The sequence below is a fragment of the Pseudomonas sp. AC229 genome (assembly GCF_979254655.1).
In genome coordinates this window covers 99,135-118,807 of record NZ_CEEDHK010000005.1, presented here as the reverse complement: position 1 = coordinate 118,807, position 19,673 = coordinate 99,135, and the positions used below count along the sequence as shown (strand labels likewise).

Sequence of the window (19,673 nt, the reverse complement as noted above, 5' to 3'; positions counted from 1 at the left end):
CGCCACGTGGCGCCCCATAAGGAGTGAGCCGCATGACTTATGAAACATTGCTGATCGAAATCGTTGGCAGCGTCGCGCTGGTCCGTCTTAACCGCCCTGATGCCTACAACGCACTGAACGACCAGATGATGGACGAGCTGACCACGTCGCTGGATGCGCTTGAGGTCGACGACGGCATTGGCGCCATCGTTTTAACCGGCAGTGAAAAGGCCTTCGCCGCCGGCGCGGACATCAAGATGATGCGCGAGTGGAGCATGATGGATGTGTTCAAGCGCCAGTTTATTACCGCCAACTGGGAGCGCGCCTCGCGCTGCCGTAAGCCGGTTATTGCCGCCGTTAGCGGCCTGGCACTGGGTGGCGGCTGCGAACTGGCGATGATGTGTGACTTCATCATTGCCGCCGAAAATGCGCGCTTTGCACTGCCCGAGATCACCCTCGCGACCATCCCTGGCGCCGGCGGGACACAACGCCTAACCCGCGCCATTGGCAAAGCCAAAGCGATGGAAATGATCCTCAGCGGCCGCCCCATGTTTGCCGAGGAAGCCGAACGCAGCGGGCTGGTCAGCCGCGTGGTACCGCTTGCCAATTTGCTTGAAGAGGCAATGGCCACTGCCAGCAAAATCGCCAGCTTTTCCCAGCCAGTTGTTGCCCTCGCCAAGGAGTGCGTTAACCGCGCGTTCGAGAGCAGCCTGAGCGAGGGCATCCTTTATGAGCGACGCATGGCCTACGTCACGTTCGGTACTGAAGACCAGAGCGAAGGCCTTGCCGCGTTCGTGGAAAAACGCCAGCCGCAATTCAAAAATCGCTAACGGCTGAAGGAGCAAACCTATGTCGACCACCCCACTTACCGGCAAGGCCATTCGCTACGCGGACTATCGCATTGAGGTTCCATTTCTCGACCTTCTGGACGTCCTCGTAGAGCCACACCCTCAAGAGCCGACACTGATTGTGGAGCTACAGCGTAAGCATCTGAACGGCGGCCAACAGGCCCACGGCGGCCTGATGATGACGCTGCTGGATATGGCCATGGCTGCCGCCGCACGCAACAGCGTCAATGAAGCGCGTTTCTGCGTCACGGTTGAGATGAAAACCAACTTTCTACGTCCGGGTGGCACCACGGGTGGCCAATTGGCGGCACGCGGCACGTTACGTCATGCCACCAGAAGTCTGGCGTTCTGCGATGCCGAATTGCGCGACGGCGAGGGCGAACTGATCGCTACCGCCAGTGGCACGTTTAAGTTCATCAACCGTGTTTCCGGCGACGCGCCCTAAACGCGACCTATACGGGGCTGCGCCCCTAACCACGACACGCCTCTAGGGAGACTTTTATGTTGCACAATCGTATTACTCGCCTGTTCGGTATTCGCTATCCGATTGTTCAAGGTGGCATGCGCTGGGTCGCCCGCGCGCCGCTAGTTGCTGCAGTTGGAAATGCCGGCGGCATTGGCTTTCTCTCTGCGCACACACAGCCGGACGGGGACGCCCTGCGCCGCGAAATCGAGCAGGTTCGCGCCTTAAGCGACAAGCCATTTGGCGTAAACCTGACCGTGCTGCCCAATGCCAGCGGCTTCGACTACGACGGCTACGTCAAAGCCATCTGCGAAAGCGGGGTCAAATTCGTTGAAACCGCCGGCAGCAACCCCGCTAAATACATCAGCGTATTCAAGGAAGCCGGCGTTGCGGTAATCCACAAATGCGTTGCTGTCCGCCATGCCATCAAGGCCCAAACCCTGGGCGCAGACGCGGTGAGCATTGATGGTTTCGAGTGCGCTGGGCACCCCGGTGAAGATGACATTCCGGGGCTGATTTTAATTCCTGCCGCCGCTGCCAAACTGGATATTCCCATCCTCGCCTCAGGCGGTTTTGCTGATGGTGGCGGCCTAATTGCGGCGCTCGCTCTGGGTGCCGAAGGCGTCAATATGGGCACTCGCTTTATGCTGACTCGCGAGTCCCCAGCCCACCCTGCAATCAAGCAACACCTACTCAACGCCACCGAGCGCGACACCCTGTTGGTCGGTCGTAGCCTCGGGGATTCGTCCCGCGTGCTGCGTAACAAGGTCAGTAACGCCGCAGTGGAGCTGGAAAAAAGCGGCAACGTGACCCACGAACAACTGCAGAGCCTGGCCGGCGCCGCGCTGTGGATGCAAGCTTTTGAAAGCGGAGAACTGGAAGGCGCAGCCTTCCCGGTCGGCATGGCCGTCGGTTTGATTCATGACCTGCCTAGCTGCGCCGAACTGATCGAGACCATCATGCAGCAGGCTCGAGACATTCTGACCTCACGCCTACCGGGCTTGATTGATGGCTGAGCAACTGGCGCAACGCCTCACAGCCGAGCAATTACAAGAGGTTGTGTCAGCCAATCCGTTTAACTGCTGGCTGCAACTGCGAGTCCATGAACTCACAGAGGACGGCGTGGAGCTACGACTATCCGGTCGCCCAGAATTTATCGGCACCAAAGCCCTTGAACGCCTGCATGGCGGAGTGATCAGCAGCCTTATCGATACCGCCTGTGGCTATGCCATCGTCGCGGCCACCGGCCACGCCGTAAGCACCATCAACCTCTCAACCGACTTTCACCGTGCTGCCCACTTGGGCGAGCTGCGTGTGGTCGGTCGACTGGTACACCACGGCGGGCGCATTTGCAGCGCCGAAGCGCAGATCTACAACGCAGAAGACCTGTTGTTGGCCACAGGCCGGGGCACCTTCTACAAAACCAGGACCCTCAATTTGGCTCAGTCAGCTGAAGACCTAAAGACAGCTGACAAACAGCCCTCCATAAATACGTGGACTCCCTATGCGTGAAGCACTGTTCAAAACCCGAATTACCGAACTGCTGGGCATTCGCCACCCTATTCTCTGCGGTGGCATGGGCCCGCGTGTCTCAGACGCCGACTATGTGGCAGCGGTGGTTAACGCCGGCGGCATGGGCTTTATTGTCGCGGCGGGCTTCCCCGACCCCGATGATTTCCGCCAACAACTGCAGAAATGCCGGCGCCTAACAGGCGGGAAAGGCTTCGGCGTAAACCTGTACATTTCTCGCCAGACAGGTGGTGCAGAACGCCTGCAGCAGCAGCTTAAAATTCTTATCGAAGAAAACGTGCTGTGCGTGGAAACAGCCGGTGCAAGCCCGGAGCAGATCCTGCCGATGTTGCGCGAAGCCGGCATCAAGGTTCTGCACAAAGTTCCGGCCGTTCGCTACGCCCGCTCGGTCGCACGTTTGGGCGTGGACGCCATCATTGTTGTCGGCAACGACTGCGGCGGCCATCCCGGCATTTATGGCATCAGCAGCATGGTGCAGGCAGCGCTAGCGCCGAGTGAAATCGAGCTGCCGATTGTCATTGGCGGCGGCATCGGCACAGGTCGGCAAATGGCCGCCACCTTAGCCATGGGCGCAGATGCCGTGCTGATGGGCTCACGCATGCTGGTCTCGGAAGAACTGTGGATTCACGAGAACTACAAAGCCCAAGTGGTACAAGGTGATGGCACTGAAAGCGTCATCGTTAAAACCGGGCTACGCGACCACCACCGCGTGTTCAATAACGGCAGCGCCAAAGCAGTGGCCGAGTTGGATGCAGCCGGAGCCAATGAATTCGAGCAATACCGCCCTCACGTCATTGGCGCGCTGGCAACCCAAGCGTACCAGTCGGGCGATAGCAGCCTGGGGATGCTCGACTATGGCCCGGCCGTGGTATTTGCTGATGCGATAAAACCGGTAGAAGCCATTTTTGACGAAATGCTTGATGACGCGGGCAAGGCGCTAAAACGGCTTGAACAGCTGAGTGGCGGTGCATTGCGCACTTAGCGTGTTGCGTGGTTGAGTCCATGCTTAAAAGCTGCCTATGGAGTCACGGCAATCAATGAGTGCTTTCTCGTCCGAATCTGACAAAAAAACAAACCATTGCGACCGGCAGTGACAGGCCAACTAAGGTCTTTCGCGACAGGCACCAATCGGCCAATTCAACTTGTGGATTCGCTCTTTGCAATCGGTTAGCTTGATCGTATCGAAACCACACAAAGTGGTCCGCACCCAAGCAGGAGCTATGCAATGACAAGGAATGTTTTTTTCAGTTTCCACTTCAAGAATGATTTTTGGCGCACACAGCAAGTTCGAAACATCGGTGCACTCGATGGCCAAAAACTCTATACGGCGAACGAGTGGGAAGAGGTCAAGAAAAAGGGAAATGCCGCAATTGAAAAGTGGATTGATGACAGCCTGGTAGGGAAGTCCTGCGTGGTCGTACTGGTGGGCTCGGAGACCGCAAGCCGCCCATGGGTGGTAACCGAAATCATCAAGGGCTGGAACGCCGGCAAGGGCGTCGTGGCCATTCGCATCAACAAGCTTCTCGATACTGATGGAAACTCTTCAACGGCGGGCACGAACCCTTTCGATCAGATCACGCTGAAGAACGGTACGGTGAGGCTTTCGAACTACGCCAAGCTGATCACGCCAGTCGGGACCGACAGTAAAGCTGTCTATGCATCGATCCAGGCGAACATTGAGCAATGGATCGAGGACGCGATCGCAATCCGGAAGAACTACAAGCCGTGAGGTCTGGATTAATCTCCGCACATTGATGAGTGATGACCATGACTAAAGCGGCGTTGAACCGATTCCTCCATGAGTACCCTGATGCGCTGAACGATGGCGTGGGAGCGATTTTCGTTGGTGCCGGCGTTTCGATGTCGGCGGGTTACCCTTCCTGGGCGGAGCTGCTCCATGACATCGCTGTAGAGCTTGAGGTTGACTCGAAGAACGTCCACGACCTGGCTGCACTGGCTCAATGGAGCATCCTGGAAAATGGTGGCTCCACACGCGTCCGTAATGTCATTAAGAACGAGATAGGCCCTGACAAACCTATCCCCGAGGCAGTTGAAATCATCTCTCGGCTACCGGTCAGACATATCTGGACGACCAACTATGACCGCTTGATAGAGCGTGCGTTTGAATCCATTAGTCGCCCGCTCAATTCCATATCGGGCCCCAAGGATCTCGCCCTTAGGGTGACGCCTGGGGCAGCGCTGCTCTACAAGATGCATGGCTCTGTGGATCGCCTCGACGACGTCGTTATCTCCACTGACGACTACGAACTGTTTCGCTCAAAACGAGGCCAGTATCTGCCGCTGTTTCAAGCACACCTGACCAGTATGTCCATGTTGTTCATCGGCATAAGCTTCACCGACCCCAATGTTCGGCATGTCCTATCGCTGATCAGGGAGAGCTTCACCGATGCGCCACCTGAGCATTTCGCCATCGTGCGTGCGCCGCAGAAGGCCGACTTCGCAACCGAAGGGGAATTCGCGGCGCGCAATGCGCAACACAAGCTATGGGCGAAAGATTTGAAGCGCTATGGCTTGTTGGCGGTAGAAGTCAACGACTATGCCGAGATCCCGGCGCTTTTGCGTCAGATTGAAAAGCGAGTCGCTGCGCGCAGAGTCTGGGTAAGTGGTAGCTGGCCTCTTGAGCGGGGAGGTTCCGAGTCAGCCGACATTCATGCGATGGCAGAGGACATTGGCCGGCGGATTGGTGAAACAGGGCGACACCTAGTGACTGGTGCAGGCCTGCTGGTTGGATCGGCGTCATTATCGGGATTCTTAGGAGCCCTTCGGCAAGCCGGAGGATGGGATCTGGAGCGACGACTGGTCGCTAGACCATTTCCTCAACCTCTCGCGGGTTCCCAGCCCAACGATGAAGAATGGGCTGCGCTGCGGCATGAGCTTGCAAGACAAGCTGGTATCGCCATTTTCATTGGCGGTGCGAAACTGGCCGGTGACAAGTTGGTGGTCGCTCAAGGAGTGGAACAAGAGTTTGAAGTTGCCAAGGCGGCAGGAGTATTTCTGCTCCCTGTAGGGGCGTCTCGTGGCGCTGCGAAGAAAATCAGTGACCTGTTGTTGGGATCAGAGCTTTCCTCATTTGGTCAGGGTGCTGTCAGGCCCACCGATAAAGAACTAAAAGTACTTTCTGCTCCAGAGCTCCTAGAAAGCAAAGAAGGACGGCTCAAGCTCGTTTCCCTGGTGTTTGAGATCATTGATCGAATAGGTCGTGTTACCTGAGTGCACCAACGTCGGAAGGATTCAATGGCAAGGAACGTTACCAAAACCGAACTTCGAGCTTTTACAGCAAACAGATCGCAAAGTGACCGCGAGAAGCTTCTGAGATCCAATGTATCAAGCAGTGGCACAAGCACATTTCTATCGCATTCCAGCAAAGATCGAGAGCTGTTGGGGGGAGCGATGGAAGTACTTCACAACCACGGGGCAAGGGTCTATATCGATGAAATCGACCCTGAAATGCCGCCCTACACCTCGGCAGAGACTGCTGCCTTACTTAAGCAGCGCATTGGTCAAACCAGACGCTTTGTTCTGCTGACGACTGAGAACAGCAAAGACAGTCGGTGGGTTCCCTGGGAGTTGGGTATTGCGGATGGCGAAAAGGGGTTAGTGAACATCGCTCTGTTTCCAGCATCTGACACCACCTACGATGACAATTGGACGAGTTGGGAGTATCTCGGCTTGTACCACCGAATCGTCTGGGGGAAGCTTTCAGGATACGAGAAAGAGCTGTGGATGGTGCTTGATGCCAAAGCAAACACAGCCGTAACGTTGAGAAGTTGGCTTTCGGGATACTGAAGTCTTGATGGCCGTTTGCTGTTCCTCGTAACCGGTACAAAATCTGCAAAAAACGGACGCTTGGAGTAGGAAAATATATCTGTGCCGAATGGCACTTACTTACCCCACTCCAGCATGACGCCCTTGTCTTCCCGGTTCACTGAGCCAAGGTTGAACAGCAATGTAGTCAGACCGGGCCAGCCCCGGATTAAGCTGCCCGCAACGCAACGGACATCGCGGCGGCAGCCTCGACTTTCATTACACCTTCACTTGGCAGAGCACCCACTCATATATATCATGAACGACGTTCACATTACGGAACGACGTCATGCCAACGCTCCTGCTCGAAGAAAACCCAGACCTAACCTCACTGATTCGCCCCGGCGACACGGTGCTATGGGGTCAGGCCAATGCGGAGCCACTGCCGCTAACGCGAGCGTTGATGAGTCAGCGGCAAGATTTGGCACGCCTGCGTGTTGTGCTGGGTATCCCCAATAGCGACACCTGCCGCCCGGAGCACGCCGATTGCGTGGACTTCGTCTCGTACTGTGGCAGCGGCGCCAACCGTGCGCTGAGCAAGGCCGGCGTACTGGACATTCTGCCGTGCCACTATTCCGAATTTCCCCAGATGATCCGCAGCGGGTTGCCGCGCGTTGACGTATTGATGCTGCAGCTTTCTCCGGCCGACGAGCAGGGTCGCTACAGCCTGGGCCTGGCCCATGAGTATTTGCTGGCGGCGATTGAAACCGCGCGCGTAATTATCGCGGAGGTCAATCAGGCGTGCCCGTGGACCTATGGCGAGCGCTATCTCTATAAAGATGACCTTGATGCGATTCTCTATACAGACCGCCCGCCCCTGGAAAGCCCCACCACTCAGGCGGGTGCAGCCGAGCAGTTGATTGCGACCAACGTCGCCGGCTTGATTGAGGATGGCTCGACGTTGCAGCTCGGTATCGGCGCCATTCCCGAAGCCGTGCTTCAAGCGTTAGATGGCCACCGCGAGCTGGGTATTCACTCGGGCACTATCGGCGATGGCGTGGCGCAGCTCATTCAGCGCGGGGTCATCACCAACTCGCGCAAGACGTTGGACAAGGGCATCACCGTCGCGGGCGTGCTCATGGGCAGCCATGCATTACACCGCTTCGCCCACTGCAATCCTCTGATTCAGATGCGCTCGACTGAGTACACCCACGACGCTGAAATTCTTGCCAAGCAGCACCGCCTGGTTGCGATCAATTCGGCCATCGAAGTGGACTTGACCGGTCAGATTAACGCCGAGACTGCTGCGGGTAATTACCTGGGCGCGGTGGGTGGCGCGGTGGATTTCTTGCGCGGTGCGCGCCGATCCCGCGGCGGCCTGCCAATCATCGCCCTGCCCTCCGTTGCGGGCACCAACAGCCGCATCGTCGCCCGCCTGAATGGCCCGGTGAGCACACCGCGCTGCGACGCTGGGTTGATTGTCAGCGAGTTCGGCGTAGCCGACCTGCGCGGGCTAAGTATCAAACAACGGATCCGGCGCATGATCGACATCGCCCATCCCGATTTCCGCGAACAATTGGAACGTGACGCCGCCAGCCTCTGAGTCGGCCTGTTGAGGAAAAACCATGAGACGTGCAGCAATTGTCGCCCCCCTGCGTACACCCGTCGGCACCTTCGGTGGCAGCCTTCGGCCCTTGTCGGTTGAAGTACTGGGTGCCCACGTGGTCAACGCCATGCTTAAACAAACCGGCCTGGACCCCGCGCGCATCGATGACATCGTATTTGCCCAGTCCTATGCCAATAGCGAGACGCCCTGCGTTGGACGCTGGATCGGGCTTCAGGCCGGGCTGCCGGTATCGGTCCCCGGCATGCAACTGGATCGCCGCTGCGGCGGTGGCCTGCAGGCCGTGCTCAACGCCGCGATGATGGTGCAAACAGGCGCCGCCGATGTGGTGATAGCTGGCGGTGTAGAAAGCATGAGTAACATCGAGTACTACAGCACCGACATGCGCTGGGGCTCGCGCTCTGGCAGCGTGAAGATGCACGACCGACTCGAACGCGGCCGGGAACGTTCGCAACCCGAAGAGCGCTTCGGCCATATCTCGGGGATGATCGAAACTGCTGAAAATCTGGCACGCCGCTACGGCATCAGCCGTGAAGAGGCGGATGCCTATGCGCTGCGTAGCCACCAGCGCGCGGCTCAGGCCTGGAGCGAAGGTCGCTTCGACGCAGAAGTAGTGCCGATCAGCATCCCCCAGCGCAAAGGCGACCCGCTGATTTTTAGCCGCGACGAAGGTATCCGCGCCGAGTCGACCCTGGAAAGCCTCATCAAGCTGCGGCCACTGGTGGCGGATGGCACAGTCACTGCCGGCAACTCCAGCCAGCAGAACGATGCAGCTGCGGCATGCTTAATAGTGGCGGAAGATAAGCTGGTCGAACTCGGTCTGGAGCCAATGGGCTTTCTGGTCGGTTGGGCCGCCGCTGGCTGCGAGCCTTCGGAAATGGGTATTGGCCCGGTGCCGGCTGTGCAAAAACTGTTAGCCAAGACCGGCCTCAGCCTCAAACAAATGGACCTGGTGGAACTCAATGAAGCCTTTGCCTGCCAAGTGCTGGCGGTGCTCAAAGGCTGGGAGTGGAATGAGCCTGACCGCCTCAACGTTAACGGTTCTGGGATTTCCTTAGGTCACCCTATCGGTGCGACCGGCGTGCGCATGCTGACCAGCCTGTTACATGAACTGCAGCGCCGCGAAGGTCGCTATGGCCTGGAAACTATGTGTATCGGTGGCGGCCAAGGTCTGGCGGCCATTTTCGAGCGATTTTGAGCGTTTACCAGCGTCTTAACGCCTGTTCAAGGCGCTGGTTTTTTTAAGCTAGACAGTGCTTACCGCACGCCGTTAGGCAAAGCCAAAATGACCTATCGCTCGCGCGAACGTGACGCCGAACAACCACCGCCAACAGTTTTCCAGCCGCTCGGCGCTGGCGGCATCCACTCGTACGATCGAACCCTCGACACTTGTTACGGCAAGCTATTCGCTCGGCTGTGGGAGCCGAACTCGCCGGATGCTGTTGCTCGCGCGCCCATCGTTTTGTTCCACGACTCACTAGGTTGTGTTGAGTTGTGGCGCGGTTTTCCCGCACAACTTGCGCTCGCCACCAACCGTACGGTGGTGGCCTATGACCGTTTCGGCTTTGGCCGCTCAGACAACCACCCCGGCGGCTGGTCGACAGACTTTATTCGCGACGAGGCCGAAGTCTTCTTTGCGCTGGTGAAAGCGGGCTTGGCGATCGATGCATTTGTTGCCTTTGGGCACAGCGTAGGGGGCGGAATGGCCGTGCACTGCGCGAAGCAGTTTCCCAACCATTGCCAGGCACTGATTAGCGAATCGGCCCAGGCATTTGTTGAGGACCGCACCCTGGAAGGCATTCGCATAGCGGAGCAAGCGTTCGAGGCACCGGAGCAGTTGCAGCGCCTTATGAAGTATCACGGCGCTAAGGCTAAGTGGGTTGTAGATGCCTGGACCAAAACATGGCAGCTAGCTGAGATGCGCGATTGGGATATTGAAAAAGCCGTGCAGCAGGTCTTGTGCCCTACCCTGGTTATTCACGGACGCCAAGACGAATATGCCTCGGAGCTACACCCTAGAAAAATCCGCCGTTTAACCCAGAACCACGCAAGGCTCATGCTTATGGACAATTGCGCTCACGTGCCACACCGCGAGCATGAAGCGCAGGTTATTGCCGCAGTGTGCGACTTTCTGCAGCACGCCCTCGCAGCGACTCAATAGCCGATAGCCAAGAGCGGCGTGTGCCTTAATCCCAATGCACCAGATAGAGCCCGAGGCAGGCACTGAGTGCCCGCCCCGCTCCGGCACAACCACCGCTTTAACCTTCGTCATTTACCCAGCGCACGAAGCGCTGCAGGGGGTTAAAGCCGTCATGGGGCAAGCCCGCTTCGACCCCAGCCGAGCCACCCATATTGACCACTCGCTGCACACCGGCCGAAGCCAGCAGGTCGCGCAGATCAGCTTTGCGTTGTGGCGGATAAACACCGACCGTTTGCGTGGCCACGTTGACGTAACGAATGGCATCGCGCAGGTCGTTGACTTGCACCACGTTGACGATTTTGCCGTCGGGGTGGAAGTCGACCGGGTCCTCGGAGCGAATCACTATCCCCTCCCCTCCATAGCCGCCCCATACGCGATAGGCGGGCTCAAGCATGCGCAAGCCATCGATCTCGTCGCGCAATTCGCGGGGGACCTTAGGGCCCACTGCGGAGGCCATTGGCCGTTCAACGTTCATGCGCTGCTGTAACAGGGCGCAGTAGCGATCCACTTGCTCGGTGCTGCCTTCAATGAACTGAAAGCGGCTGGAAGCGCAGGCTTGCTGGTTCATTAAGGTGACATCGAACGCTGCGCTTTCGGCGACGGCAGCCAGGGTTTCCGGCGAATCGAATACTTCCCTACCGATCAACGAGATGGAGGTTTTCGGGTCGAACGAAACCAGTTCAAAACCCGGTCCGATGTATTTGCTGACACTACGAATCGAACTCTCGCCGCCCCAGGCCACCACCTTGTCGAAAAACTGCGGACGGAACAGCGCACTTTCCACCTCTGCATCGCCACCCCGCCAGTAAACGGCAGAGAAGGAGCGCGTCAACGGATGCCCCGGAGCCACCGCGGCCAAGCCCCGCAGGATCGCCGGTGCGGTAAACAGATCGTTGGATGGCAACTTCAGCAGATGCACGCCTTTGGTCAGCGCCCCCCGCACAACAGTCAACGCAGAGACCCCTGGCGCGTTGCCCGCAACGATATGAATGAGGCGCGGCGGAAAGGCGCGGATGCGCGTCTCACGCCCGCTAGGTGCGTCACTGACCAGCCGCCAGCCATCGACTACATCGGCGCCACCTAGCTCAGTGCGAATTTGGAATTCAAGGCTTGCGCGGTTAAACGGCGTGCCGATGTTTTCATAGGAGAACTCCATGATATGGCGCGGCAAGGGGCCGGTTTTCAATGAGTTTTCCAAGGCCTCGGCGACCAACCCCAATGGGTCGGCTTTCAGCCATTGGCCGGTCTGTTCCAGGACATCCATGATCTCGCTGATCGGGGTATTGAACGCAGGGCCTGGCTGATCTCGCGTCCACACCAGTTGATCGAGATCGAGTCTGGGCGTCGCAAAGCGCGCGTTTGCCGGGCCAAACTCAAGATCGGCGCCGCGCACCACTTCGCCTTTGATTACGTGGCAAACCGATACCGCGGCGCTGGGCAGGTCTTTAGCAGTAGAAGTATTCATTCGGCAATTGCCCCACGGATGTAGGCGTCGAGAGTTCCCGCGCAGCCAATATGGTCGTCTTCGCCGATCTGGACGAAACGCGTGATGTTGTCGAGCAGCGTCGGGCCATGGCGCCCGCAAGGGCATTTGTCGGCGAAATCTAGGGTGACCTTGTCACCGGTGATTACCCCGCCCCAACGGCCTTCAAAGAGCAGATCAAGAAAGGCAAAACGGCCGGTGGCCAAGCCTTCGGCATTGGCATCTGCCTCGCTCAACAAGCGCTCGCCGACGTCATCAGTGATCAACCAAATAAGGCCTGGCGCGCGGTGATAACGCCCCGCCTGGCAACGCGGCATCAGTTGCGCGAGCTCGGTCATACCATAAGCACCCGGGCGAATAACGTTGCCGTAGAAGCGCGCGACTTGCTCTTGATAGTCATCGGGCAATGCCACGCCTTTGATCCCGCCACCCGCCTGAACAATGGACTGCGGATGAAACTCGCCGTCGCCAATGCCACGCTCCCGTGCGCACTGGATGATCATCAGGTGCTGGGACCAAAGCCCGGAGATCATGATGGGCTGATCGCGGTGGTCCAGGATCAGTTCGGCCAGCTTGCGCATGTCGGCTATTCCCTGCGCTGCCTTTATCGCCCCTGCGGCCTCATAGGCCTTGATCTCTTGCGGCTTAGCGGTGCCCTCAGCGATGCCTTTGCGCATAGCTGCGGCGCGACTGACGTCGGCGATCAGCAAAGGCTCTTCGGTGAGTGCATACATCGAACCTGGCTTACCCCAGTTGATGCGGCCGATTTGGGCTGACTCGATGGCGCTGTTGTAGCCTTTGATCGGCCCCAACCAAAACAGCGGGCGATTGGCTTCGGCGCGCCCAAAAGGCCACGCTGTGGCGTACTTGAAGTGCGTGGTTTTGTCTTGCAGATCACCAGCAGTTTGATTGAGGAACGAGCACTTGCCGCTGCTACCGCTAGTGGCTAGCGGGCGATGGCCGGCGGCATGCAGACGGTCGAGCCAACCATCAATATCGCGCACCCCACTAACGTCGACATCGCTGACATCGGCCACCGATAACGTTTGCAGCCATTGCAGCATTCGGTCCCAGCGATTGTTGTCGATAAACGACTGCGGGTACGACTTGTACACGGTATGGGCAAATAGCAAAGGCACTAGATCATCGAGGGTTTTGATCGTGGTTATGCCGGCTTCCTCGGCGCGATTGCGCAACAAAGGAATTTGCTTAATACGCTCGTCGAAGAGCTCTTGGGCCGCCTGAATCTGCAAAGCATGCACGGTGTCTTGCGGCTGATCGAAGGCAGACTCGGGGTCAAGAATCTGCGCCAACAATTGTTTGCGTACTGAGGACATTTGATCGTTTTCCCATTGTTGTTTTTGTTGAAGACGGGCTTAAATCGAAGCAATATTATTTCCACTAGAAATTAATAATCCTTTTCCCTAGCTCCGTCAATTGCCAAAAACAACACTCGATCTGAAATCACATGCAGAGCAATAGATACGCAGACAAGGGCATAACGCGAATGCCAATGGGTGCGCGGCACCATAAGTTGCCCCAGAGAAATATTGGTTAGTACATGCTAACCTAATGACTCTGTTACTCACGGCATAGACATGACAGCAATCACTAACCAATCTACCCAGCTTTCGGCACTGCTGGGCACGCTCGCAGACCCAACCCGGCGCGGTCTTTTCGAGTTATTAGTGCAACGCTCACGCTCAGTCGGCGAGCTGGCGCAATGCGTGCCCGTCACACGCTCAGCGGTGTCCCAGCACCTCAAAGTGCTGAAGGAAACAGAGCTTGTGAGTGAAACCAAGGCGGGGCAGCAGAACATCTATGCCGTCAGCGACCAGGCGCAGCAATTGCTCTCTTCACTCGCCGGCTATGCCTTGGATTTGCGCAGTCAATTGGTCGCGCAGAGCTCAACCGAGCTCGACACTGAAACATTTCAAAGCGCTGTGCCCGCCGACAATGTGCCTGCCAACAAGTGGGATACACATCATGAAGAAGCGGATGGCACAGATGTGAATTGGGCGGCCATTTCTGCTGAGGTGGAACCGGACGTCGTCGGGCTCGTGGGGCGCCTGTTCATCACGGGAAGCCGCATGGAAAAACTGCTTGCACGAACAGCGGCAGATCACGGCCTAAGCGTTGGTGAGGCGATGATTTTGGGTACGTTGCGGCGCCTGACTAGCGAACAACCCTGCACGCCAACCCAGCTGGGAAAAAGCTCGCTGGTTGCATTGCCCAGTGTCGCCAAGAGACTAAATCGCCTAGAACATTTGGAGTTAGTGGAGCGAGTCATGGACGAGCTTGATCGTCGCTCGGTAAACATTCAGCTCACCGAAAAAGGCCATGCCGTTTACCTGGCCATCAGCCACACGCAGTTCACCCACAACTACGCTGCTTTTTTTCAACTGCCAGTGGCGCAACGCAACCAAATGGACCAAACGCTACGTTTTTTGCTGCGCGAATTACCGCCAATACAGTGAGCGCAGGCTGTATCGGTAGCCAAATAAGCTTGCCCCTCAGGCGCGGCGAGAGGCAGCGCTTTTATAGGGCTACAACCGATTCCAGCAGGACGGCCAGGCCCTGCTGGAAGTTGACGACTATTTCCCAGCGTGAATCGATTAGCTATTCACCGCCCACGAAAAACAGGTTTGCGCTTTTCGCGGAAGGCGTTGATCGCCTCTTGGTGATCTTCCGTGTGGTTGGACAGCGCTTCGTACGCCAGCGAGGCATCAATCACCGAATTGACCACTTGCTTCAAGGCAATATTGATTGATGCTTTGGTCCATTGGATTGCGCAGGAGGCGCCATTAGCCAGGCGACTGGCCATCTCCTGCACCCGCGCGTCGAGGTCCTCTGGTGCAACTGCGTAGTTGATCAGGCCAATTTTCTCGGCTTGCTCGGCAGTCAACAAATCGCCGGTTAGCAAATATTCCTTGGCCTTGGCAAAGCCCACCAACTGCGGCCAGATTGCCGCACCGCCGTCACCGGCAACGAAGCCAACAGCAACGTGCGGGTCGCCAATTTTAGCTGGCAGCGCGGCGTAGGAAATGTCGCTGAAAAGCGCCAGGGTCGCGCCTAATCCGATGGCATGGCCATTAATCTTGGCAATGATCGGCTTCTGACAGTCGAGCATGGAAAACACGATTTGTTTGCCGCGACGCATGCTGTCAACGAAGAGTTGTGGCTCGTCGATGACCTTTTGCATGGCTTCAATATCGCCGCCGGCACTAAATGCCCGCCCTGCACCGGTGAAGATAATCACCCGAGTTTCTGCGTCATGGCCCGCATCAATAAAGACCTGCGCTAGCTCTCTATCCATATCATCGTCGATCGCATTGAGCGTCTCTGGACGATTTAGCGTGATGGTGAGAACGCCATTGTCACGCTCGAGCTTGAGTGCCTTGTAGGTGGAAAAGTCCATCATTCGCCTCGTTACGACAGTAGTAATTGCAGGTTTAGCGTGGTGACTCAGATTTCGAGCATCTGAAAGTCGCTTTTTGCCGCACCGCATTCAGGGCACAGCCAGTCTTCTGGAATGTCTTGCCAGCGCGTTCCCGCGGCGATGCCGTCATCGGGCCACCCGATGGCTTCGTCATATACCAGCCCACAGAAAAAGCATTGCCATTTTTTCATTACGTATAGTCCCAAATCGCCTTACGCAACTTTCCATTGCAACGGCAAATACAGCATGCCGTTAACCATTCCAGAGGCGCAGCGTGGCTGCTCACCGGCCTTGATTTCGAAATCGGGAATGCGTTTGAGCCACTCCTGAATGAATACCTTGATTTCAGTACGCGCGAGGAACGAGCCGGGGCAGCGGTGCGGGCCGTTACCAAACGCTGCATGCACCACAGGCTTGCGCGCGAGATCAATTTCCATAGGGTTGTCGAAGCGGCGCTCGTCCAAACCGAACAACGCGTTTGGCACCTGAATCTGATCACCCTGCTTGAGCAGCACGCCGTTGAACTCGGTGTCTTCCACGACCACGCGGGCGGTATTGGTCACGCCGTGTCGACGAATCAATTCGTCCACTGCAGTCAAAATTAACTCGGGGTTCTCGGCTAAGCGCTTACGCTCAGTGGGGTGTTCAGCGAGGAAACGACAAATAAAACTCATCATTGCCGCGACGGTATCCAAGCCACCAAATAGCACCACAATCATCATGCCGAACATGCGCTCAGGTGATATGGGTTGACCGTCAATCTTGGCGTTGACGATCAAGCTAATCAGGTCGTTGCCAGGGTTGGCGGTGCGCTCTTGCACCCACTTGCCGATGTACCCCATCAGCATGCCTTGCGAACGCTGACGCTCTTCAAGATCACCACGAACAGACAGCTCGGCCATCTCCAGCAGCAGCAGGCGGTCTTCCTGGGGCAGGTCCACCAAGCGCAGGAAGATGACGATCGGCAGCATCTTGGCAAACTCACCGACAAACTCGCACTCGCCTTTGTCGATGAAACCCTCGATAAGCTCGATAGTCAGCGCCCGCACATCACCCTCCATCGACGCAATCGCCTGAGGCAAAAAGGACGGGGTGATTAAGGCGCGATAGGCGTTGTGTTCAGGCGGATCCAACTCCAGGGGAACCAGCGTGACATCGTCACTGCGCGGTACCGTCACTCGGGAATAGGAAAAGCGTAGGTGATCCTTCTGAATCGCTTCGATGTCTGCAGCGCGCGTGGCGATCCAGTGCCCACCGTTATAGGGCGACCAGACAACATCTGGCCCGTTATGCAGCGCCTTCCAGGCGAGATGCACGTCCGCTTCAGCGCCGGGCGGGTGCATGAAATCGAAATCCACTACGCGATCTTTTGGTACGTGCTCGGGGACGGTCCAATTTTCCATATGACTCATCGCATGCTCCGGGAGGGTATTTCACCCCCCAATATTGTATTTATTTTGAACGATGTTCATATATTTATACGACAAGCAAAGCTGAGAATCAACTTTGCGGAGATTAACTGGCCACTACATTAATGACGTTTTCCAAGCTCCCACCCTGCTCCAACCACTCTCGCAACTGGGCTTTCTGCAGCTTCCCATTGAGGGTGGTGGGTATACAGGCAAGGATGATGACTCGAGCGGGTTGCTTGTACGGCGCCAGTTCTCGCTTGAGATAGGCCTGCAGCTCGGCCATGGCTAGTTGATGACCAGGACGCAGTTCGACGAACGCGACAACCTCTTCATCGCCACCTGGCAGCACGTTGCCAACTACCGCAGACAACTGAACCGCGGGCCAGGCGTTGAGCACAGACTCCACCTCGACCGGATAGACATTGAAACCGGAGCGAATAATCAGATCCTTGGTGCGGCCGACGATAAATAGAGCGCCACTCTGGTCTACGCGCCCGAGATCGCCAGTACTTAGCCAGCCGTCACTAGAAAGTGCGTCCTGAGTGGCTGCCGGATTGCGGTAATAACCACGCATGACGCCCGGCCCTCGCACCTGGATTAGCCCAACCTCTCCAGGCGCGACCTGATTAAATTCAGCATCCAACAAACGAAGCTCTACCCCTTCGTTTCGGTGCCCGGATGAATCATCGTCCCGGGGCTCAGCCGTGCGGGTGATAAACATCGAACCGGCGTACTCGGTCATGCCGTAACCCTGATGGAGTGGCAAACCAAATGCCGCTTCCACTTGCCTTTTGACGGCGAGATCCAGCGACGCACCGCCCGAATACAGGTAGCGGAGCTCTGTGCTGGGCAGCCTGGCGCCCGAACGCTTCATATATTCGAGGACCCGTGTAAACAACATCGGTACGCCCTGGAAAGTGGTAATCCGCTCGCTCTGCAGAACTGACAAAAAGCGTTCGGGAGTGAACTTGCGCTCCAGCACCAAGCAAGCGCCGGCGTAGAGCGTGGTCAATAGAATGGTGGCGAAGCCAAAAATGTGCGGCAGGGGCAATACGCCATATACCCGATCAGCACTGCCCAGAGCACGAGACGCGCAAGAAACCCTGGCGAAATGCAGCAACCCTTGATGGCGCACCATCACACCTTTGGGCGCCCCCGTAGTTCCCGAGGTGTACACCAGCGCAGCGATGTCACCGGCCAACTCACCTTCTTCGCGGCCCACTCCTCCGACAGCGGCGGCCAGAGCGAACCCAGCGAACAGGTCATCTCCCTGCCACGGCAATCCGCCATACCGGTTTGCATGCGCCTGGGCATCGACGGACACCGAGGCACTAAATGCAAGCAAGCGTGGATTGCAGTGGGCACGAATTTCCTCTATTTCCCGCTGACTCAACCGCGCATTGACGTTAACGGGCCACGCCCCCAACAGCATGCAAGCGAAGATCAGGACTACCTGCGGCACGCAGTTTTCCGCCACCAACATCACACGGTCGCCAGCGCCAACGCCTTCCACGGCCAAACGCCGGGCAGCCCTCTGAACAGCATGCCCTAGCTCGCCATAGCTCAATTGATGCTGCGGGTCGCGCAATGCCGGAGCCGCGGGGGCGTGCTCGGACCAAATGTTCACTATGTCGCCGACTCGGGTGGCTTGCGCCAAACGCTCATGCACGGTCACACGCACTACTCCCGAAGGTCAGACCGGATCCCAGGTGAAAACTTCGCCAGAGCGTTCAACCGGAATAAATGAGCCTTTGAGTGCCGGCATACCGTGCTCAGCCAGGGTTTCTGGAGTCCAGCCCTCGGAGCGCTGCACAGAGCGAATCGGGCGCGGCTGACTCATCAGGAAGATCTCATTGTTGCGAACGGCAAAGACCTGAGCATTGACCTCGTTAGCCTGGTCGCTGGCCAGATAGACACAGATCGGTGCGATCTTGGCAGGCGTCATTTGCTTGATTTTTTCAACCCGGGCTTGCTGCTCAGGCGTGTCGGTCGGGATAGCACCAATCATGCGGCTATAGGCAAACGGCGCGACACAGTTGGAGCGAACATTGAATTTCTCCATGTCCAACGCAATCGACTTGGAGAGCGCCATGATCCCGAGTTTTGCGGCGTTGTAATTGGCTTGCCCCAAGTTGCCGATCAAGCCGGACGTCGAGGTCATGTGCACAAAGCAACCGGACTCCTGCTCCTTAAAGAAGTTTGCCGCGGCCCGACTCACATAGAAGGAGCCATATAGATGCACCTTCAGAACAGCGTCGAACTCTTCGGCGCTCATTTTGTGAAAGAAGCGATCGCGCAGAATCCCGGCGTTGTTCACCACACAGTCAATCCGGCCGAACTGCTGAACAGCTTGCTCAACCATGCGTGCTGCAGCAGCCGGATCAGAAACGCTATCCGTGTTGGCAACGGCCAGGCCACCGGCGGCAACGATCTCATCAACCACCCTTTGGGCAGGGCCAATGTCCGCGCCTTCTCCAGTAACAGAGGCCCCCACATCATTGACCACGACTTTGGCGCCGTGCTGCGCCATTAATAGGGCGATGTCGCGACCAATGCCGCCACCAGCGCCGGTAACCAGTACTACCTTGTCTTGAACCATCGTACCCATATCGAACTCCTTGATCTCACGATGCGCCGCACCACGGGAGCCTTGGCGACATCTATTGGATGGACTAGCCTCATACGGAGATCACTTTAATGAACGATATTCCGATATGCAAACGCGGCGGAGTCTAAAAAAAACAACTCCAGCGATGCTCAGCACGATTTCCGGAGCTAATGTTGGACAGGACAGCCTGAAAACAGTGGACAATTTACGAATCTGGATGAAAACACGCTTAACTAGACGAAAAATTCTAAACGCCATTTGATATACTGCACACCATTCGCCATTTCTTACTGGCTCCTCCCACTCAGTCATTGGGATATTT

The 19,673-nt window shown here is 57.1% G+C and carries 19 protein-coding genes; 12 read left to right on the top strand and 7 right to left on the bottom strand.

The window, feature by feature from the left end:
- The first annotated feature begins 32 nt into the window (after window positions 1-32).
- The 11 genes from AC0IW7_RS08720 to AC0IW7_RS08670 all read left to right on the top strand — a co-directional run bounded on the left by AC0IW7_RS08720 (window position 33) and on the right by AC0IW7_RS08670 (window position 10,370).
- On the top strand, window positions 33-809 hold the full coding sequence (locus tag AC0IW7_RS08720) for an enoyl-CoA hydratase (RefSeq protein ID WP_471817167.1): 777 nt from the start codon (window positions 33-35) through the stop codon (window positions 807-809).
- Between the two features lie 19 nt (window positions 810-828).
- A complete protein-coding gene (locus tag AC0IW7_RS08715; RefSeq protein ID WP_471817165.1) occupies window positions 829-1,272 on the top strand; it encodes a PaaI family thioesterase in 444 nt (147 codons plus the stop codon).
- 56 nt (window positions 1,273-1,328) lie between these two features.
- Complete coding sequence (locus AC0IW7_RS08710; RefSeq protein ID WP_471817164.1) at window positions 1,329-2,306, top strand: NAD(P)H-dependent flavin oxidoreductase; 978 nt, start codon at window positions 1,329-1,331, stop codon at window positions 2,304-2,306.
- Window positions 2,299-2,802 carry a PaaI family thioesterase gene (locus AC0IW7_RS08705; protein WP_471817162.1) on the top strand — a complete coding sequence of 168 codons (504 nt, stop codon included), beginning with the start codon at window positions 2,299-2,301 and terminating at the stop codon, window positions 2,800-2,802. The genes AC0IW7_RS08710 and AC0IW7_RS08705 overlap by 8 nt, the downstream gene beginning before the upstream one ends.
- Window positions 2,795-3,802 carry an NAD(P)H-dependent flavin oxidoreductase gene (locus tag AC0IW7_RS08700; RefSeq protein ID WP_471817160.1) on the top strand — a complete coding sequence of 336 codons (1,008 nt, stop codon included), beginning with the start codon at window positions 2,795-2,797 and terminating at the stop codon, window positions 3,800-3,802. Before AC0IW7_RS08705 ends, AC0IW7_RS08700 begins: the two co-directional genes overlap by 8 nt.
- A gap of 243 nt (window positions 3,803-4,045) precedes the next feature.
- On the top strand, window positions 4,046-4,549 hold the full coding sequence (locus AC0IW7_RS08695; protein WP_471817158.1) for a TIR domain-containing protein: 504 nt from the start codon (window positions 4,046-4,048) through the stop codon (window positions 4,547-4,549).
- A 32-nt stretch (window positions 4,550-4,581) separates the two neighbouring features.
- Window positions 4,582-6,051: an SIR2 family protein gene (locus AC0IW7_RS08690; RefSeq protein ID WP_471817156.1), complete on the top strand. Its 1,470-nt coding sequence runs from the start codon at window positions 4,582-4,584 to the stop codon at window positions 6,049-6,051.
- Window positions 6,052-6,075: 24 nt separating this feature from the next.
- The gene (locus AC0IW7_RS08685) at window positions 6,076-6,627 is read left to right on the top strand and encodes a toll/interleukin-1 receptor domain-containing protein (protein ID WP_471817155.1); all 552 of its coding nucleotides are present in this window, start codon (window positions 6,076-6,078) and stop codon (window positions 6,625-6,627) included.
- Between the two features lie 307 nt (window positions 6,628-6,934).
- Window positions 6,935-8,188 carry an acetyl-CoA hydrolase/transferase family protein gene (locus AC0IW7_RS08680; protein ID WP_471817154.1) on the top strand — a complete coding sequence of 418 codons (1,254 nt, stop codon included), beginning with the start codon at window positions 6,935-6,937 and terminating at the stop codon, window positions 8,186-8,188.
- 22 nt (window positions 8,189-8,210) lie between these two features.
- A complete protein-coding gene (locus AC0IW7_RS08675) occupies window positions 8,211-9,407 on the top strand; it encodes an acetyl-CoA C-acetyltransferase (RefSeq protein WP_471817153.1) in 1,197 nt (398 codons plus the stop codon).
- 87 nt (window positions 9,408-9,494) lie between these two features.
- Window positions 9,495-10,370 carry an alpha/beta fold hydrolase gene (locus AC0IW7_RS08670; protein ID WP_471817151.1) on the top strand — a complete coding sequence of 292 codons (876 nt, stop codon included), beginning with the start codon at window positions 9,495-9,497 and terminating at the stop codon, window positions 10,368-10,370.
- Window positions 10,371-10,467: 97 nt separating this feature from the next.
- Here AC0IW7_RS08670 and AC0IW7_RS08665 read toward each other — a convergent pair whose 3' ends face one another.
- Together AC0IW7_RS08665 and AC0IW7_RS08660 are read right to left on the bottom strand one after the other, a co-directional pair.
- Window positions 10,468-11,802, bottom strand: a complete 1,335-nt coding sequence (locus AC0IW7_RS08665) for an acyl-CoA reductase (protein ID WP_471817150.1) — start codon at window positions 11,800-11,802, stop codon at window positions 10,468-10,470.
- 68 nt (window positions 11,803-11,870) lie between these two features.
- Window positions 11,871-13,229, bottom strand: a complete 1,359-nt coding sequence (locus AC0IW7_RS08660) for a hypothetical protein (protein ID WP_471817148.1) — start codon at window positions 13,227-13,229, stop codon at window positions 11,871-11,873.
- 261 nt (window positions 13,230-13,490) lie between these two features.
- On the opposite strand from AC0IW7_RS08660, the gene AC0IW7_RS08655 reads away from it, so the two are divergent.
- Window positions 13,491-14,369 carry a metalloregulator ArsR/SmtB family transcription factor gene (locus AC0IW7_RS08655; RefSeq protein ID WP_471817146.1) on the top strand — a complete coding sequence of 293 codons (879 nt, stop codon included), beginning with the start codon at window positions 13,491-13,493 and terminating at the stop codon, window positions 14,367-14,369.
- Window positions 14,370-14,515: 146 nt separating this feature from the next.
- Here the strand turns inward: AC0IW7_RS08655 and AC0IW7_RS08650 are convergent, their stop codons facing one another.
- The 5 genes from AC0IW7_RS08650 to AC0IW7_RS08630 form a co-directional block, all read right to left on the bottom strand.
- Window positions 14,516-15,310: an enoyl-CoA hydratase/isomerase family protein gene (locus AC0IW7_RS08650; RefSeq protein WP_471817144.1), complete on the bottom strand. Its 795-nt coding sequence runs from the start codon at window positions 15,308-15,310 to the stop codon at window positions 14,516-14,518.
- Window positions 15,311-15,357: 47 nt separating this feature from the next.
- The gene (locus AC0IW7_RS08645) at window positions 15,358-15,522 is read right to left on the bottom strand and encodes a rubredoxin (RefSeq protein WP_471817142.1); all 165 of its coding nucleotides are present in this window, start codon (window positions 15,520-15,522) and stop codon (window positions 15,358-15,360) included.
- A 21-nt stretch (window positions 15,523-15,543) separates the two neighbouring features.
- Window positions 15,544-16,743 (bottom strand): cytochrome P450, encoded by a 1,200-nt coding sequence (locus AC0IW7_RS08640; protein ID WP_471817140.1) that lies wholly within the window; start codon window positions 16,741-16,743, stop codon window positions 15,544-15,546.
- Between the two features lie 103 nt (window positions 16,744-16,846).
- Window positions 16,847-18,418, bottom strand: coding sequence for a class I adenylate-forming enzyme family protein (locus AC0IW7_RS08635; RefSeq protein ID WP_471817138.1), 1,572 nt, complete (start codon window positions 18,416-18,418; stop codon window positions 16,847-16,849).
- Window positions 18,419-18,436: 18 nt separating this feature from the next.
- Window positions 18,437-19,351 (bottom strand): SDR family oxidoreductase, encoded by a 915-nt coding sequence (locus tag AC0IW7_RS08630; protein ID WP_471817136.1) that lies wholly within the window; start codon window positions 19,349-19,351, stop codon window positions 18,437-18,439.
- Window positions 19,352-19,673: the final 322 nt, after the last annotated feature.

What these genes read in the sequence shown, in the direction of transcription:
- AC0IW7_RS08720 (WP_471817167.1), top strand. Translation starts at nt 33, where the DNA reads ATGACTTATGAAACATTGCTGATCGAAATCGTTGGCAGCGTCGCGCTG.
- AC0IW7_RS08715 (WP_471817165.1), top strand. Translation starts at nt 829, where the DNA reads ATGTCGACCACCCCACTTACCGGCAAGGCCATTCGCTACGCGGACTAT.
- AC0IW7_RS08710 (WP_471817164.1), top strand. Translation starts at nt 1,329, where the DNA reads ATGTTGCACAATCGTATTACTCGCCTGTTCGGTATTCGCTATCCGATT.
- AC0IW7_RS08705 (WP_471817162.1), top strand. Translation starts at nt 2,299, where the DNA reads ATGGCTGAGCAACTGGCGCAACGCCTCACAGCCGAGCAATTACAAGAG.
- AC0IW7_RS08700 (WP_471817160.1), top strand. Translation starts at nt 2,795, where the DNA reads ATGCGTGAAGCACTGTTCAAAACCCGAATTACCGAACTGCTGGGCATT.
- AC0IW7_RS08695 (WP_471817158.1), top strand. Translation starts at nt 4,046, where the DNA reads ATGACAAGGAATGTTTTTTTCAGTTTCCACTTCAAGAATGATTTTTGG.
- AC0IW7_RS08690 (WP_471817156.1), top strand. Translation starts at nt 4,582, where the DNA reads ATGACCATGACTAAAGCGGCGTTGAACCGATTCCTCCATGAGTACCCT.
- AC0IW7_RS08685 (WP_471817155.1), top strand. Translation starts at nt 6,076, where the DNA reads ATGGCAAGGAACGTTACCAAAACCGAACTTCGAGCTTTTACAGCAAAC.
- AC0IW7_RS08680 (WP_471817154.1), top strand. Translation starts at nt 6,935, where the DNA reads ATGCCAACGCTCCTGCTCGAAGAAAACCCAGACCTAACCTCACTGATT.
- AC0IW7_RS08675 (WP_471817153.1), top strand. Translation starts at nt 8,211, where the DNA reads ATGAGACGTGCAGCAATTGTCGCCCCCCTGCGTACACCCGTCGGCACC.
- AC0IW7_RS08670 (WP_471817151.1), top strand. Translation starts at nt 9,495, where the DNA reads ATGACCTATCGCTCGCGCGAACGTGACGCCGAACAACCACCGCCAACA.
- AC0IW7_RS08660 (WP_471817148.1), bottom strand. Translation starts at nt 13,229, where the DNA reads ATGTCCTCAGTACGCAAACAATTGTTGGCGCAGATTCTTGACCCCGAG.
- AC0IW7_RS08655 (WP_471817146.1), top strand. Translation starts at nt 13,491, where the DNA reads ATGACAGCAATCACTAACCAATCTACCCAGCTTTCGGCACTGCTGGGC.
- AC0IW7_RS08650 (WP_471817144.1), bottom strand. Translation starts at nt 15,310, where the DNA reads ATGGACTTTTCCACCTACAAGGCACTCAAGCTCGAGCGTGACAATGGC.
- AC0IW7_RS08645 (WP_471817142.1), bottom strand. Translation starts at nt 15,522, where the DNA reads ATGAAAAAATGGCAATGCTTTTTCTGTGGGCTGGTATATGACGAAGCC.
- AC0IW7_RS08640 (WP_471817140.1), bottom strand. Translation starts at nt 16,743, where the DNA reads ATGAGTCATATGGAAAATTGGACCGTCCCCGAGCACGTACCAAAAGAT.
- AC0IW7_RS08630 (WP_471817136.1), bottom strand. Translation starts at nt 19,351, where the DNA reads ATGGGTACGATGGTTCAAGACAAGGTAGTACTGGTTACCGGCGCTGGT.